Source organism: Inquilinus limosus (assembly GCF_002195995.1).
Classification (GTDB): Bacteria; Pseudomonadota; Alphaproteobacteria; order DSM-16000; family Inquilinaceae; genus Inquilinus; species Inquilinus limosus_C.
Map to the genome: position 1 here is coordinate 76,072 of NZ_NHON01000002.1, position 14,700 is coordinate 90,771.

The following is a 14,700-nucleotide window of genomic DNA, read 5'->3' on the forward strand; positions in this document are numbered from 1 at the left end:
TGATCCTTTCCTGTTCGCAAGGCAAATTGCCTCTCTGCGGGAGAATATTTGCATTGATGCAAGATCTCGGCCGAGTGGCCCGGAAACGACAGACAGTTGACCTCGGCCGATTCCGGCGATCACCCCGTCTTGATCCTGACGACCTCGAAGAGCTCGAGCGGCGGCAGGTCGATCAGGAGATCGCCATTCGCCTCCCGGATCGCCGGGGTCTCGCCCGATACCAGCAGCTCCGGCTCTCGGGACATGCCGGCCCCCTTCAGCCGGAGGCGTCCGCCCGTGATCGTCAGATGCGGGCCGAACGACTTTCTCCGGGCGCCCGACTGGTTGATGAGATGCACGATCAGGTGGTTGTCGTCGCGGCCGAGGATCAGCTCGACCTGCTCCGGCAGCTCGGCAAAGAGCCGTTGCCCGGTCAGGGGCCCGATCGCGTCGAGGAAATGATCGCGTATCTGCGTGGTGCCGAACTCGCGATAGGTCCGGCCGATCGTCCAGGGGATGTGGACAATCGTGCCCTGGCTCGCGGCCCGCACGAGGTCGGGATCGTCGCTGGCGGTATGGCCATAGCACTTCTCCGGCGGCCCGAACGGCGCCTGCGGCAGCAGCCTGCCGACCTTCTCCACGCCGGGCTTCCAGACGAAGCGGGCGTAGCTGCCATAGACCGGGATGATGGACGGCGCGTACCGATAGTTCCCGATCTCCGGCTGTTCGCTGGCGGTGACATAGGTCGACCACAGCTCGTCGCCGGATTTCGGCGTGCCGACGCGCATCAGGGCCGGGCTGGCGGCAAGCTCGATGCTGCCGTCCTCGGCCACGCCGCTGCTGCCGGTCAGCACGAGATGGCCGCCCCTGCGGACGAAGGCATCGAGGGCTTCGGCGGCCTGCCGGCCGAGCACGCCGAGATCGGGCAGGATGACGAGCGCATAACGTTCCAGCGCGCCTTCCTCGGCCATCTTGCCGATCAGATCGGCCGCCAGGACGTCGAACGGCAGATGCTTCTCCTGCAGCGCCTTGTAGAGGCCGCGGAACTCCTCGACCGAGTCCGCGAAGCCGGGGCTGGCGCTCCGCAGCCGGTCCGGCCGCACGAGCGCGATGCTGGAGGCCGGCTTCAGCCCGGCATAGAGGTCGCGATGCTCGCGGCGAAACGTCGTGATCGGGCCGGAATGGGCGAGGTTGGCATAGGGGATGCGGCCGGGCGCGCCCATGATGTAGGTCGAAGGATTGCCGCCGCGCGCGATCGCCTGCAGCAGGTATTGCGCGAAATGCTCCGGCTGCTCGCCCGCCATGCGATAGGGCATGTCGACGAAGGAGACCGAGTTCACCATCAGCGCGATCTCGGGCATCGCCGTCACATGCGCGCTGACCCATTCCGAGGTGTTGTGGTGCCACAGCTCGCGGCCGAAGGCGTTGTTGGCCTCGTGGTAGATGATCGGCGCGCCGCGGCCGAGCACGAGGGCCGCATCCGGGCGCCGCGCCGTGATGTGGGCGGCGATCTTCGAGGTCAGCGTCCTGATCACCTGGCTCGAGAATTTGAGCCATTCCGGATAGGTGGGCGAATCCGGACCGTCCGGCAGCTCCTGCCCGTTGCTGAAGGCGCGGAAGCCTTCCTGGCATTTCGCGCAGTGGCAGACGCCGTGATAGACGCGGCTGTAGTCGCGCTCGGAGAAGCCGAACCAGTTGAAGAAGAAGCCGTCGACCGGGTAGCGGCCGATGATCTCGTCGAGGATCTCGAGCGAGCGGTGCTGGTAATAGTCGGCGGACGGGCAGGTGCTGAACAGCGTGTTGTAGACCTGCGGCTTCCCGGCCGGCGAGACGAACAGCCACTCCGGGTGCTCGCGCGCGATGCGTGCGGAGACCTTGGAGAAATCCAGCCGCGAGAGCACCCGGATGCCGCGGCGGTGCGCGGCCGCCACGGCATCGCCGATCAGGTCACCCGAGGGCCGGTCGGCGAGGAACGGGCTGCGCGTCTGGAACGGCAGCTCGGTCGGGTAGAAGGACGCGATGCCCCCCGTGTTGATCAGCCAGGTATCGGCGCCGTAGCCCTCGATGACGTCCAGCGCCGTCTCGACGTCCATGACCGCATCGATTTCCTGGAGGTTGGTCTGGAACACCGAGAAGGGCCGGCGCCACCAGCCCCGGTCTCCAGGGACGTCGACGGTGGGTTTCGCTTCATGATCGAGGGGCATAGGGCGCGTCTCCTAGCTGCATTCGGGTGGAAGCCGACGGAATGTCGTCGAGCGTTTTCACGTTGCCTCTCCCGCAAGCGGGAGAGGCAAGAAACTCACCGCTTTCGTTCAATCGGGATGATCCGATCTCGCCTAAGCTCATCCAGCTTTATGGGGGCTCTGTGGGACTCGGTTGGTTTGGTCACTCAGGCCCGCCGCATCAGGGCATGGCCTTGATCGATGAAGGCCTGGGCGGCCTCCTGGACAGAGGATTTGCCGAAGCCGACATCCTCGTTCACCCGGCGCATCAGGTCTTCGATGGCGCGTCCGGCCTTCTGTGGCGGGGGCGCCGGCAGCGCCTTGGGCAGCGCGGCCTGGCTGTATCTGAGAACGCGCTGATCGACCGGCGCGAGATCCTCGAGCTCCAGCACCGCCTCGAGCGCGGGCCTGGAGGCGGGCGGTCCGCTGATCAGGCCGAGGATCCTGGCCGATTCCGGATCGCTCACGAACCAGTCGATGACCTTGACGGCCGCTTCCTTGCTGCCGCTCTTGGCGTAGAGGCAGAGCGAGCTGGTCGGCTGCGGGTAGTATCCGGGGCTGGCCCCGGCGCCGGCCGAGGGCGGGGTGGTGATCGCGAGCGTGTCCTTCGTCAGGGCCTGATATCCGCCGGCGAGATCCTGCGAGGCGATCGGGGCGAAGACCGCCTTGCCCTTGACCAGCGGGCTGTTCGGCCATTCGGTGCCGGTGAACTGGGCCTGGAGGTCGGCCGGCACCGCGCCGCCGCTCTTGCGCATCTTGTCCCAATAGTCGAGCCACTGGGCGACGTCGTCGACGGTGACGGCCAGTGTCTTCCCGTCATAGAGCGACCGGCCCTGGCTCATCAGATACATCTGGAAGGCGTCGAGCCTGGCGGCGCCGTCGTGGCTGCCATGGATCTGCGGGTCGGCGCGATGGATCTCCGCGCAGAATTTCGCGAACTCCTCATAGCTCCAGGCGGCCGGCGGCTCGCCGATGCCGAGGCGCTGCAACGTGGACATGTTGCAGGCGAGGCCCTGGATGCTGACGGCGATCGGCACGCCGTAGATCCTGCCGTTCAGCCGGCCGAGATCGAGCACGGTCGTGTCGAACAGGTCGGCTCTGAAGAGGGACGGGACGAAATCGTCGAGCGGGGCGAGGGCGCCGCGAGGGGCGTATTGCGCCAGGTCGGCCTGGCCGAGCGTGATGACGTCGGGCGCGTTGCCCCCGGCGACCATGGCCGCGATCTTGTCCGGCCACGAGGCGCTCGGCACGCCCTCGAAGGTGACGGGCGTGTCGGGATGAAGCTCGTTGAACCTGGCGATCGATCGGCCGCGGGTCTCGAGCTTCTGCGCGTTGCCGAAGATGCCGAAGCGGACCGGCGCGGTGTCGGCCCCGGACGACCGGCTGCCGAAGGCGGCGAGCCCGCCGAGCGCGGCGCCGCCGAGGAGCAGGGTCCGTCTGCTCATCGCGGTGTCGATCGTGGTCATTGTGCTGTTCCTCCTCCCTGGTTCCGGGCCGCGCCGTTCGCGGCGGCGGCGTGCCCTGCGTGGACGGATGGGCGTGCGGCGGACGCGCCGGCCTATCCCTTGATCCCGGACGTGCTGATCCCCTCGACCAGCCGGCGCTGGAAGACGAGGAAGACGACGAAGGTCGGGACGAGGCTGAGGACCGACATCGCCAGCAGCTGCGCATAGGCGCCGCCGGACGAGTCGACGAGGCTGCGCAGCGCGACCGGCACCGTCAGCGATTCCGGCGAGGTCAGGTAGATCAGCTGCGAGAAGAAGTCGTTATAGGTCCAGATGAAGGTGAAGATGATCGTCGTGATGATTGCCGGCCGCAGCAGCGGGAAGATGATGTGCCGGAACAGCGCGAAGGTGCCGCAGCCGTCGATGGTCGCCGCCTCGTCCAGCTCGCGCGGGATCGTGCGGATGAACTGGACCATCAGGAAGATGAAGAACGCGTCGGTCGCCAGGAACTTCGGCACGATCAGCGGAAGGGTGGTGTTCACCCAGTCGAGGCCGACATAGAGGACGTATTGCGGAATCAGGAGGGCGTGCGACGGCAGCATCAGCGTCAGCAGCATGATGGTGAACAGCACGCCCTTCAGCGGAAATCTCAGCCTGGCGAAGGCGAAGGCCACCAGCGAGCAGGCGAACACATTGCCGATCACCGCCCCGAGGCAGATGGCGAAGGAGTTGATGAAGTAGCGGGTGAAGCTGGGCGTGGCTGCCGTCCAGCCCTGAATGTAGTTGTCGAGATCGAGCCGCGTCGGCAATGCGGCCGGGTTCGAGAAGATCTCCTGGTCGGACTTGAACGAGCTCAGCACCATCCAGATCAGGGGATAGATCATCGCCAGCGCGCCGATCACGAGCACGGCATAGACAGCCCATCCCGCACGGCCTCGCCGGTTTTGCTTGATATTGCCTTTCGGCGCGAGGCCCAGCTCCAGCGCAGCCATCGTCATTGATCTCCGTAGAAGACCCAGCGCCGGGAGAAGGCGAAGTTGATCGCCGTGAAGAACGCGATCACCACCAGCAGGACCCAGGCCATGGCCGAGGCGTAGCCCATGTGAAAGCTGGTGAACCCCTCCTGGTACAGGTAGAGCGTGTAGAACAGGGTCGAATCCGACGGGCCACCGGTGCCGCCGCTGACGATGTAGGCGGAGGTGAAGGCCTGGAAGGAATGGATGATCCCCATCACCAGGTTGAAGAAGATCACCGGCGTGATCATCGGCAGCGTGATGTGCCGGAACTGCCTCCAGCGGCCGGCGCCGTCGATCTCCGCGGCGTCGTAGAGCTCCTGCGGCACCTGCTTCAGCCCGGCGAGGAAGATGACCATCGCCGACCCGAACTGCCAGGCGTGCAGCAGGATCAGCGTGTAGAGCGCGTATCGCGGATTGGAGATCCAGTTCGGCGCGTCGATCCCGAACAGGCCGAGGGCCTGGTTGACCACGCCGCCGTCGCCGAAGAGCTGGCGCCACATCACGGCGACGGCGACGCTGCCGCCGAGCAGCGACGGCAGGTAGTAGATCCCGCGGAAGACGCCGAGCGCCCGGACCTTCTGGTTCAGCAGGATGGCGACCAGCAGCGCGAAGGCGAGGTGCAGCGGCACGCCCAGGAAGACGTAGATGAAGGTCACCGTGAACGCGCCGAGATAGCGCGGATCGTAGGTGAAGAGGTCGATGTAGTTGGCGAGCCCGACCCAGTTCGGGCTGCCGAGCAGATCGAAATCGGTGAAGGACAGATAGAGCGAGGCCGCAAGCGGGCCGGCCGTCAGGATGAGGAGGCCTGCGAACCACGGCAGCAGGAAGAGGTAGGCTTCGTATTGCTGCCGCGCCGCCCGCCTGCGCTTCAGCGGCCTGGCCATCCGCTTTGCGGTCGGCTTCGAGGCCGTCGTCCGGTCATCCGGAATGGACCGCGAGGCGGGAGGCGGGGCCTCCATGCTCGCGGCGTCAGACATTCCGGGCCTCAAGGACGGCGGCTGGCCGGCTGCGGAAACCCGGCGTCGATGGCAAGGGCATCGCTGTCCTCCCTGCGGCGCGGCCTGCTTCGGCGCCCGGGCTTCCAGGCACATGCGGCCGTCTGATGGCGGGGAGACTAGAACACGGGGCAGCGAACTGTGAAGTAGAAAATCAAATTTATGTACGATTGATATTTATCGATGTGCGGACGTGAATTCTCTGCCGCCGACGGGGGCCTCTATCGCTGCACTCGATCGCGCCTCATGCGGCCGAGAAACAGCGCGCGGGAATGGGAGATGTGCCGCCCCATCGCGGCGGCCGCGGCGTCCGGATCACCCCGACGGACCGCCTCGACCACCTCCCAATGCTCCGCGGTGGAGCGATGCATGTTGGCGAGGGTCAGCGGATTCCGACGTGAAAGGGCCCGGATCCAGGCGCTGTGCCGCTTCATCAGCGTCGCGGCCTCGACGTTGTGATGATGCTCGATCATGAGGTCATGGAAGGCGACGTTGGCGCGGTGATAGGCGGGGTAATCGGCCGCGTCGACGGCGCTCTGGCAGGCCTGCTGCAGCGCCTCCAGCGCGGCGACGTCCTCGTTGCTGGCGAACTCGGCGAAGCCGCGGACGAGATAGGGTTCGATCAGGTCGCGGATGTCGAAGATGTTGCGGATGAAGTCCTCGTCGATGGCGCGGACGCGCGCGCCCCGGTTGGGGCTGATGATGACGAGGCCCTCGCCCTCGAGGCCCTGCAGCGCTTCGCGTGCGGGATTGGTGCTGGTGGCGTAGCGCGCGGCGATCTCGCTGACCTTGATCCGCGACCCGGCCGGAATGCGGCCCTCGAGGATGTCGTCGCGCAGGAGCTGCTGCAGCCGCCCGTATCCGGGCTCGCGCTTCGGCGGCTTCGGCACGGCCGGCGTGCCCTTGCGCGGCCGGCCGCGCGGCCGCTTGACCTGACTGCCGGGCTCCAGCGTCCGGGCGTCGGGCCGGGCGTCGGGCCGGGCGTCGGGATCGATCCCGTCCAAATCCACCTCACCGCTCATCTCGATCCATTCCTAGCAGACGCCGGCCCCGAGCGACAGGGCAGAGGAGGAGATACTGGAGGTATAATTTCATATAATACATAAAGATTAATTTATCGTGTGGCCCGGGAATTCGAGATAGGGTCGGGTGATGGTCCGTCCCATACGAAGCGGAGGAAGCGCATGGCCGAACGGGTGGTGATGGTCGACACCGAAACGTCCTTCAAGGGCGCGCATTGGGATCGGCTGGCGGAAGCGGTCCGGCCGGACCGCCTGGTCGCCGTATCGTCGCGGGACACGGCGGCCGTCGAGGCGGCGTTGGAGGAGGCCGAGATCGCCATCCTCGCCGGCGACCTCGACCGGCGGCATCTGGCGGCGCCGAGGCTCAGATGGGTGCATTGCGACCATGCCGGGCTCACCAGATCCGCCCGTCCGGAGGTCTTCGAACGCGGCCTGATCGTGACCGGCTCCGCCGGGCGCTCGGGACCGGCGCTGGCCGAGCACGTGCTGATGTTCAGCCTGATGCTCGGCTATCGTTATCCGGATGTCTACGAAGCCCAGAAGCGGCATGAATGGCTGCGCACGCCCGAGATGGGCGGCCTGCGCGCCCTGTGCGGCCGGACCATCGGGATCATCGGGATGGGCCATACGGGGCGGGAACTCGCGACACGCGCCAAGGCGTTTGGAATGCGGGTGCTCGGCTATCGCCGCCGCGACCTGCCGAACCCGCCCGGGGTCGACCGGATGTTCTCGGCGGACCGAGGCGAGACCATCGATCCGATCCTGGACGAGGCCGACATTCTCGCTCTCGTCATCAACCTGTCGGACGCGACGCACCACCTGATCGACGACCGGGCCATCCGGCGCATGAAGCCGAGCGCCATCATCGTCAACCTGTCGCGGGGCGGCGTCATCGACCAGGCGGCCCTGATCGCGGCCCTGCGGGAGAAGCGGCTCGCCGGCGCCGGGCTGGACGTCACCGACCCCGAGCCGCCGGTTGCCGACGATCCCGTCTGGGACACGCCCAACCTGCTGATCACGCCCCATTTCACGGCCGCGCTGCCCGACAGGACCGAACGGTCGCTGGACGTCATCATCGAGAATCTCCGCCGCTACCGGGCGGGGCAGCCGCTGCTCAATCGCGTCACCGAAGAGGACGTCTGGACGAGGGAGATGTAGCCGTCGTCTCATCGGAGCAAGATGCGGCAGCGCTTCAACTCCTGTCATGTATCGACGCTCGGCGCAGGTGGTTCTGCAGCGCCGGCTCACACGGCCGGAGGGCGAACGGACCGGCTGCGGCGGGTAAAGTGAATGTCCCAGGAAGGTCCCGAGATGCCCCTTATGGCGCGTCCCGGCCTGGCGGGCGGTTATCGGGTTGAAGGTCGGCTCTCCAACAGGAGGCCGCGCGCATCATCGCCTCGCAGCACCGCAGCCAGGTCGACCGGGCCGGCCTCGGCCGGGGCCAGGTCGAGATCCTGCTCGATATGGATCAGATGGGCCAGCATGGCGGCCGCCGCTCGGTCGGCGTCATGCCGTGCCAGAGCCTCCAGGATCGCCTCGTGCTCGGCATGGCCGCAGGCGGAGGCGCCGCTGCGGCCATAAAGGGCGATGACCAGCGAGGCGCGCGACACCAGCTCGCGCAGAAACCGCTCCATCACCCGCTGCCGGGCGATCTCGGCGATGCCGAGATGGAACAGGCCGGAGAGCTGGATCGCGCGGGGGCGGTCGTCGCGGCCCAGCGCCTCGGCCTCATCGGCCAAGTGCCGCTCCAGTCGCCGGATGTCGGCCGGCACGGTGCGCTCGGCGGCACGGCGGGCGATCGCGGCCTCCAGCGTCCGCCGGGCCTCGAACACCTCGCGCGCCTCCTCGACCGTCGGCGCCGCGACGAAGGCGCCGCGGTTCTTCTCGATCACCACCATGTGCTGATGCGCCAGCGCTTGCAGGGCGGAGCGGACGATGGTGCGGCTGACGCCGAAGGCGGTGCCGATCTCGTCCTCCGACAGCTTGGTGCGCGGCGGCAGCCGGTGCTCGACGATCGCGTCCAGGATCGAGCGATAGATCGCCGCCGCCCGCGCGCCGCGGTCGGGGATGTCGCGGCTTCCGGCCAGCGTGCCGACGGTCTCGATCGTGTCCATGCTTCCGCTCCGGCGACGGGCCGCGGCAGGGCGGCCGCGAATCGTCCGGGGTCACCCTCCCATGCAGACGGAAGCCGCTCAAGATTGTATTCTCGTCGCTCCAAGATTGTGCACAATCCTGGTTCCATCCGTATGCACATGCCCAAAGCATAGGCGCCGGCCGGTGCCCCATGCGCCCTCGGGCGGCGGAATCGCGCCGTCGGGCGCTTGGCACGGCGCTTGCTCATCTCCCTGCCCGAAAGGGAGAGCGGCATGCGCGGCGCAGATCTCGAACTGGTGAAGGTGACCAAGCGCTACGGCGGCACCATCGCCGTGGACGGCATCGACCTGAAGATCCCGGCCGGCACCTATTGCTGCCTGCTCGGCCCATCCGGCTGCGGCAAGACCTCGACCCTGCGCATGGTCGCGGGGCATGAGGCGGTGTCGGACGGCGACATCATCCTCGGCGTCGCCAATGTCACCGACCGGCCGCCGGCCAAGCGCGGCACGGCGATGATGTTCCAGTCCTACGCCCTGTTCCCGCATCTGTCCGTGGTCGACAACGTCGCCTTCAGCCTGAAGATGCGCGGCGTGGCGAAGGCGGAGCGCCGGGGCAGGGCGGCGCAGCTGCTGGCCCTGGTGGCGATGGAGGCCTATGGCGAGCGGCTGCCGGCGCAGCTGTCGGGTGGGCAGCAGCAACGCGTGGCGCTGGCCCGGGCGCTGATCACCCAGCCGCAGATCCTGCTGCTGGACGAGCCGCTCTCGGCGCTCGACCCGTTCCTGCGGGTCAGGATGCGGGCCGAGCTGAAGCGGCTGCAGGCGGAACTCGGGATCAGCTTCATCCACGTCACCCACAGCCAGGAGGAGGCTATGGCGCTGGCCGACCTGGCGGTGGTGATGAAGGGCGGCCGGATCGAGCAGGCAGGGTCGCCGCAGGAGCTGTTCACCCGGCCGGCCACCGAATTCGTCGCCCGCTTCATCGGCGGCCATAATGTCGTGACCCTCGGCGGCCGCCCGGCGACGCTGCGCGCCGACCGGCTGCGGCTGAGCAGGATCAACGGCGCCGGCCCCCATGGCGTCACGTTGCCGCCCGGCCAGGTCGAGGCGGTGGTGCAGGGGGTCGAGTACCAGGGCGCCACCGTCCATGTCGCCTTCGGCTGCGACCTGGCGCCCGACATGCTGGCCTGGCTGCCCGAAGCCGACTTCTTCGCCGACCCGGTGGCGCCGGGCGACCGCGTCGCCGTCGCCTGGGCCGACCAGGACATCCATCCCCTCGACGCCGCGGGGCGCGGCGACCATCGCCCCCAACACTGACGGAGGCTCACCATGGCGGACACCAAGGATACCAAGCGCGGCCTCTCCCGCCGCACCCTGCTGAAGACCACGGCGGCGACGGCCGGCGCGCTGGTCGGCAGCCGCGCCATCACCGGCTTCCCGGCGATCATCGCGGCCGAGCCGGTGACGCTGCGCTACCTCGGCACCGCGGTGAACCAGAGCGCCGACATCGCCCGGAAGGCGAAGGAAGATCTCGGCATCATCATCGAATACGTGCCGGTGACCACCGACGAGGTGACCAAGCGCATCGTCACCCAGCCGAACTCCTTCGATCTCGTCGACAGCGAATACTTCTCGCTGAAGAAGCTGCTGCCCTCCGGCAACCTGCAGGGCATGGACGCCAAGCGGATCAAATATGTCGACCAGATCTCGACCGTCTTCACCAAGGGCGAGCTGAACGGCAAGACCATCGGCGACCAGGGCACCGCGCCGAAGAAGGTGTTCTACCTGCCCGAGAAGAACGGGAAGACCTTCGCCGCCGAGCCGACCGAGTGGATCACCCTGATCCCGACCACCTACAACGCCGACACGCTCGGCATCCGGCCCGATCTGATCGGCCGGCCGGTCGAGAGCTGGAAGGAGCTCTTGAACCCCGAATTCAAGGGCAAGGCCTCGATCCTGAACATCCCGTCGATCGGCATCATGGACGCGGCGATGGTGGTGGAATCGGCCGGTCTCCACACCTATGCCGACAAGGGCAACATGACGAAGGAGGAGATCGACCTGACCATGAAGGTGCTGACCGAGGCCAAGCAGGCCGGCCAGTTCCGTGCCTTCTGGCAGGATTTCAACGAGAGCGTGAACCTGATGGCCTCGGGCGAGACGGTGATCCAGTCGATGTGGTCGCCGGCCGTGACCAAGGTCCGCTCGATGGGCATCGCCTGCACCTTCCAGCCGCTGAAGGAGGGCTACCGCGCCTGGGCCTCCGGCTTCGGCCTGCCGAAGACGCTGAAGGACCGGAAGCTCGACGCCGCCTATGACTTCATCAACTGGTTCCTGTCCGGCTGGGCCGGCGCCTATCTCAACCGCCAGGGCTACTACTCGGCGGTGCTGGATACGGCCAAGGCCAATATGGAGCCCTACGAGTGGGCCTATTGGATGGAGGGCAAGCCGGCCGAGAAGGACATCAAGGCGCCGGACGGCACGGTAATGGAGAAGGCGGGCGCGGTGCGCGACGGCGGCTCCTACGACCAGCGCATGGGCTCGGTCGCCTGCTGGAACGCGGTGATGGACGAGAACGACTACATGGTCCGCAAGTGGAACGCCTTCATCGCCGCGTGAGGCGCTGAGGACCATCGTGACCGCCCCCTCACCCGAAATCGCTGCCGCGATTTCGACCTCTCCCCGAGGAGAGGTGAAGATTCCCTCTCCTCGGGGAGAGGGAGGGGCCCGGCCGCAGGCCGGGAGGGTGAGGGGGCTCGCCGCCGCATGATCCGAGAGGCACGATGACCGCCATCCCCGCGGAAGACGCATCCGTCCGCTCCGTCGCGGCGCCCAAGGCTGAATCCTCCGGCCGCTTCACGGCGTTCCTCCAGGCCGCGCCGATGATGCTGGTGTTCCTGCTGTTCTTCGTGCTGCCGCTGGCGGTCACGGTGGTGGTCAGCTTCTGGGACTACACCGAATACTCGATCGTCCCCGACTTCACGGTCCGCAACTATGTCGAGGCCTTCGACGGCTGCCTGACGTCACTGCCGGAGCTGTGCACCACCTTCAAGACCTATCTCTCGACCCTGAAGATCGGGGCGATGGTCTGGGCCATCACCCTGACCCTGGGCTTCACCATCGCCTATTTCCTGGTGTTCCACGTCCGGACCACGGCGATGCAGATCGTGCTGTGCCTGCTCTGCACCATCCCGTTCTGGACCTCGAACGTGATCCGGATGATCTCCTGGATCCCGCTGCTCGGCCGCAACGGGCTGGTCAACCAGGGGCTGCTCGGCCTCGGGCTGATCGACCGGCCGATCGACGGGCTGCTCTACTCGGAATTCTCAGTGGTGCTGGCCTTCGTCCACCTGTTCACGGTGTTCATGATCGTGCCGATCCTGAACTCGATGCTGCGCATCGACCGGTCGCTGATCGAGGCCGCGACCGATGCCGGTGCCAGCGGCTGGCAGATCCTGTGGAACGTGATCGTGCCGCTGTGCAAGCCGGGCATCGTCATCGGCTCGATCTTCGTCGTCACCATCGTGATGGGCGACTTCGTCACCGTCGGCGTCATGGGCGGCCAGCAGATCGCCTCGGTCGGCAAGGTGATCCAGGTCCAGCTCAGCTACCTGCAGTTCCCGGCCGCGGCGGCCAACGCCGTGATCCTGTTGGCCGTCGTCATCATGATCATCGTCGCGCTGACCCGGCTGGTCGACATCCGGAAGGAACTTTGAGCGATGCGCGAGGGCCGTCCGCTCTCCTTCTACGTCCTGGCCGCCGTGTTCGGCCTGTTCGTGCTGTTCCTGTACGGCCCGACTTTGACCATCTTCGTGCTGTCCTTCCAGGGGCCGCAGGGCGGGCTGACCTTCCCGATGAACGGGATCTCGACCTTCTGGTTCGAGAAGCTATGGGCCGGCATGGGCGTGGTCGACATCGGCGCCGCCTTCTGGCGCTCGCTGAAGCTCGGCCTGGTCGTGATGGTGCTGACCATGGCCTTCTCGGTGATGGCGGGCCTGGCCTTCCGCCGGCGCTTTCCCGGGCAGTCGGCGCTGTTCTACACCGCCATCGCCAGCCTGATCATGCCGTCGATCGTGGTCTCGCTCGGCATCGCGCTGGAGTTCCGCCTGCTCGACGAGGCGATCAAAGCCTTGGGCGAGAGCTGGGACATCGCCTGGATCAATGACGAGTTCACCACGGCGATGGGCCTCTTCCGCTCCGGCCTCGGCGCGCATCTGACCTGGACGATGCCCTTCGGCCTCCTGATCATGTTCGCGGTCTTCAACCGCTTCGACCGCCGCTACGAGGAGGCGGCGCGGGACCTGGGGGCCTCCTCCTGGCAGAGCTTCCGCCATGTCGTGCTGCCGATCATCGGCGCCAGCGTGGTCGGCGTCGGGCTGTTCGGCTTCACCCTGTCCTGGGACGAGATCGCCCGGTCGTCCCAGGCGATCGGCGAGCAGAACACTTTGCCGCTGGAACTGCAGGGCCTGACCACCACGGTGACGACGCCGGAGATCTACGCCCTCGGCACGGTGACCACGGCGGTGTCGCTGGCGGTGGTGCTGACCGCGCTCGGCCTGATGGCGCTGCTGCGCCGCCGCCGCGGCCGCCACGGCATGGATGCAGGGCAGGGGCTGGTGTGACCGGCATGGAGATCCTTGTCGTCAACCCGAACACCACGGCCGGCATGACCGCCAAGATCGCCGCCGCCGCCGCGGCCGTGGCGGCGCCGGGCACCCGTGTCACCGCGGTCAATCCGGAGACCGGCCCGGCCTCGATCGAGGGCTGGGTCGACGGCGCCCTGGCGGTGCCGGCGCTGCTGCGGGAGATCGCCCGCGGCGAGGCGCGTGGCGTTGCCGGCCACGTCATCGCCTGCTTCGACGACACCGGGCTGGACGCCGCCCGCAGTCTGGCGGCGGTGCCGGTGGTCGGCATCGGCGAGGCTGCCTTCCATGTCGCCTCGCTGCTGGCCGGCCGCTTCGCGGTGGTGACCACGCTGGGGCGCTCGATCCCGGTGATCGAGGCGAACCTGCAGCGCTATGGCCTGGCCTCGCGCTGCGCCCGGGTGCGGGCGGCGGAGATCCCGGTGCTGGAACTGGAGCGCCCGGGCTCGGAGGCCGAGGCTCGGATCTCGGCCGAGATCGCGGCGGCGCTCGAGGGCGACCGGGCCGAGGCGATCGTGCTGGGCTGCGCCGGCATGGCCGATCTGGCTACGCGGCTGTCGGCCCGGCACGGCGTGCCGGTGGTCGACGGCGTCGCCGCCGCGGTCACGCTGGTCGAGGCCCTGGCGCGGCTCGGCCTGCGCACGGCCAAGACCGGCGGCTATGCCTCGCCGCGGCCGAAGCCCTATGCCGGCGGAATGACCGGGTTCGGCACCCGGTGAGCATGCTGCGCTATCGGTGAACGAGGCTTTCCCCGGTGTATTCGGACAGATGTCCGCTGTCGGGTCGCCGGTGCGACCATCTGCTGAACGCGGTCCAGCGGCGCGGCATCAGTGCCGCGCCGCCCATTCGTGCCAGGCGCCGACGAACACCGCGACATCGCGATATCCCGCCTGCCGCGGCGCGTCGACGGCCGTCGCGGCGCGGCAGGCGACCTCGTCATGGTGGCGTCGCTCCATCAGATGATCACTTCAGGGCGAGTATCGAGGCTCTGTCGCAGCCGCCGCGCGGCAATGCGGCCCAGCATGACTGGTCCAATGCCGTCACCGAGCGACAGGCTGCAACGCCCCGCCTCCCGCCAGTCCACCCGCTCCAACTGGTCCAGGTTGACGATCAGCGAGCGGCTGATGCGGACGAAGGGAGGCGTGGGCAACTGGGCTTCGAAGTGCCGGAGCAGCCGGCACACCAGATAATCCCCGCGCGCCCGGCTCTCTGCCGACAAGACCGGCACGGCCCTCGGCGTCCGCTCCGTCTCCATTGCCGGATTCGTGCAAAGCAGACAGGCCAACTG

At 67.7% G+C, this 14,700-nt stretch carries 14 protein-coding genes; 6 read left to right on the forward strand and 8 right to left on the reverse strand.

The window, feature by feature from the left end:
- Positions 1-119: 119 nt before the first annotated feature.
- The 5 genes from BWR60_RS01900 to BWR60_RS01920 form a co-directional block, all read right to left on the reverse strand.
- The gene (locus BWR60_RS01900; RefSeq protein WP_088149307.1) at positions 120-2,183 is read right to left on the reverse strand and encodes an alpha-amylase family protein; all 2,064 of its coding nucleotides are present in this window, start codon (positions 2,181-2,183) and stop codon (positions 120-122) included.
- 185 nt (positions 2,184-2,368) lie between these two features.
- The gene (locus tag BWR60_RS01905; RefSeq protein ID WP_088149308.1) at positions 2,369-3,667 is read right to left on the reverse strand and encodes an ABC transporter substrate-binding protein; all 1,299 of its coding nucleotides are present in this window, start codon (positions 3,665-3,667) and stop codon (positions 2,369-2,371) included.
- A gap of 92 nt (positions 3,668-3,759) precedes the next feature.
- The gene (locus BWR60_RS01910; RefSeq protein ID WP_218823293.1) at positions 3,760-4,554 is read right to left on the reverse strand and encodes a carbohydrate ABC transporter permease; all 795 of its coding nucleotides are present in this window, start codon (positions 4,552-4,554) and stop codon (positions 3,760-3,762) included.
- 86 nt (positions 4,555-4,640) lie between these two features.
- Positions 4,641-5,546 (reverse strand): carbohydrate ABC transporter permease, encoded by a 906-nt coding sequence (locus BWR60_RS01915; RefSeq protein ID WP_088149310.1) that lies wholly within the window; start codon positions 5,544-5,546, stop codon positions 4,641-4,643.
- A gap of 332 nt (positions 5,547-5,878) precedes the next feature.
- Positions 5,879-6,679 carry a GntR family transcriptional regulator gene (locus tag BWR60_RS01920; RefSeq protein WP_088149311.1) on the reverse strand — a complete coding sequence of 267 codons (801 nt, stop codon included), beginning with the start codon at positions 6,677-6,679 and terminating at the stop codon, positions 5,879-5,881.
- 162 nt (positions 6,680-6,841) lie between these two features.
- Here BWR60_RS01920 and BWR60_RS01925 point away from each other — a divergent pair, with 162 nt between their 5' ends.
- Positions 6,842-7,837 carry a D-2-hydroxyacid dehydrogenase gene (locus tag BWR60_RS01925; protein WP_088149312.1) on the forward strand — a complete coding sequence of 332 codons (996 nt, stop codon included), beginning with the start codon at positions 6,842-6,844 and terminating at the stop codon, positions 7,835-7,837.
- 188 nt (positions 7,838-8,025) lie between these two features.
- Here BWR60_RS01925 and BWR60_RS01930 read toward each other — a convergent pair whose 3' ends face one another.
- Complete coding sequence (locus BWR60_RS01930) at positions 8,026-8,793, reverse strand: GntR family transcriptional regulator (protein ID WP_088149313.1); 768 nt, start codon at positions 8,791-8,793, stop codon at positions 8,026-8,028.
- Positions 8,794-9,045: 252 nt separating this feature from the next.
- On the opposite strand from BWR60_RS01930, the gene BWR60_RS01935 reads away from it, so the two are divergent.
- From BWR60_RS01935 to BWR60_RS01955, 5 genes are all read left to right on the forward strand, one after another.
- Positions 9,046-10,086, forward strand: coding sequence for an ABC transporter ATP-binding protein (locus tag BWR60_RS01935; protein WP_088149314.1), 1,041 nt, complete (start codon positions 9,046-9,048; stop codon positions 10,084-10,086).
- A 12-nt stretch (positions 10,087-10,098) separates the two neighbouring features.
- A complete protein-coding gene (locus BWR60_RS01940) occupies positions 10,099-11,388 on the forward strand; it encodes an ABC transporter substrate-binding protein (protein ID WP_088149315.1) in 1,290 nt (429 codons plus the stop codon).
- Between the two features lie 164 nt (positions 11,389-11,552).
- Positions 11,553-12,485 (forward strand): ABC transporter permease, encoded by a 933-nt coding sequence (locus BWR60_RS01945; protein ID WP_088149316.1) that lies wholly within the window; start codon positions 11,553-11,555, stop codon positions 12,483-12,485.
- A 3-nt stretch (positions 12,486-12,488) separates the two neighbouring features.
- Positions 12,489-13,391 carry an ABC transporter permease gene (locus tag BWR60_RS01950; protein WP_088149317.1) on the forward strand — a complete coding sequence of 301 codons (903 nt, stop codon included), beginning with the start codon at positions 12,489-12,491 and terminating at the stop codon, positions 13,389-13,391.
- A gap of 5 nt (positions 13,392-13,396) precedes the next feature.
- Positions 13,397-14,131, forward strand: a complete 735-nt coding sequence (locus tag BWR60_RS01955; RefSeq protein ID WP_088149407.1) for an aspartate/glutamate racemase family protein — start codon at positions 13,397-13,399, stop codon at positions 14,129-14,131.
- Between the two features lie 108 nt (positions 14,132-14,239).
- On the opposite strand, the gene BWR60_RS38600 is transcribed toward BWR60_RS01955, so the two are convergent.
- Positions 14,240-14,368 carry a hypothetical protein gene (locus BWR60_RS38600; protein ID WP_275542362.1) on the reverse strand — a complete coding sequence of 43 codons (129 nt, stop codon included), beginning with the start codon at positions 14,366-14,368 and terminating at the stop codon, positions 14,240-14,242.
- Positions 14,368-14,667, reverse strand: a complete 300-nt coding sequence (locus BWR60_RS01960; RefSeq protein WP_088149318.1) for a LytTR family DNA-binding domain-containing protein — start codon at positions 14,665-14,667, stop codon at positions 14,368-14,370. Before BWR60_RS01960 ends, BWR60_RS38600 begins: the two co-directional genes overlap by 1 nt.
- Positions 14,668-14,700 lie beyond the last annotated feature (33 nt).

Excerpts from the sequence above, each read along its gene's own strand:
- BWR60_RS01915 (WP_088149310.1), bottom strand. The coding sequence starts at position 5,546 with ATGGCCAGGCCGCTGAAGCGCAGGCGGGCGGCGCGGCAGCAATACGAA.
- BWR60_RS01925 (WP_088149312.1), top strand. The coding sequence starts at position 6,842 with ATGGCCGAACGGGTGGTGATGGTCGACACCGAAACGTCCTTCAAGGGC.
- BWR60_RS01935 (WP_088149314.1), top strand. The coding sequence starts at position 9,046 with ATGCGCGGCGCAGATCTCGAACTGGTGAAGGTGACCAAGCGCTACGGC.
- BWR60_RS01930 (WP_088149313.1), bottom strand. The coding sequence starts at position 8,793 with ATGGACACGATCGAGACCGTCGGCACGCTGGCCGGAAGCCGCGACATC.
- BWR60_RS01955 (WP_088149407.1), top strand. The coding sequence starts at position 13,397 with ATGGAGATCCTTGTCGTCAACCCGAACACCACGGCCGGCATGACCGCC.
- BWR60_RS01950 (WP_088149317.1), top strand. The coding sequence starts at position 12,489 with ATGCGCGAGGGCCGTCCGCTCTCCTTCTACGTCCTGGCCGCCGTGTTC.
- BWR60_RS38600 (WP_275542362.1), bottom strand. The coding sequence starts at position 14,368 with ATGGAGCGACGCCACCATGACGAGGTCGCCTGCCGCGCCGCGACGGCC.
- BWR60_RS01940 (WP_088149315.1), top strand. The coding sequence starts at position 10,099 with ATGGCGGACACCAAGGATACCAAGCGCGGCCTCTCCCGCCGCACCCTG.
- BWR60_RS01920 (WP_088149311.1), bottom strand. The coding sequence starts at position 6,679 with ATGAGCGGTGAGGTGGATTTGGACGGGATCGATCCCGACGCCCGGCCC.
- BWR60_RS01945 (WP_088149316.1), top strand. The coding sequence starts at position 11,553 with ATGACCGCCATCCCCGCGGAAGACGCATCCGTCCGCTCCGTCGCGGCG.
- BWR60_RS01900 (WP_088149307.1), bottom strand. The coding sequence starts at position 2,183 with ATGCCCCTCGATCATGAAGCGAAACCCACCGTCGACGTCCCTGGAGAC.
- BWR60_RS01905 (WP_088149308.1), bottom strand. The coding sequence starts at position 3,667 with ATGACCACGATCGACACCGCGATGAGCAGACGGACCCTGCTCCTCGGC.
- BWR60_RS01960 (WP_088149318.1), bottom strand. The coding sequence starts at position 14,667 with ATGGAGACGGAGCGGACGCCGAGGGCCGTGCCGGTCTTGTCGGCAGAG.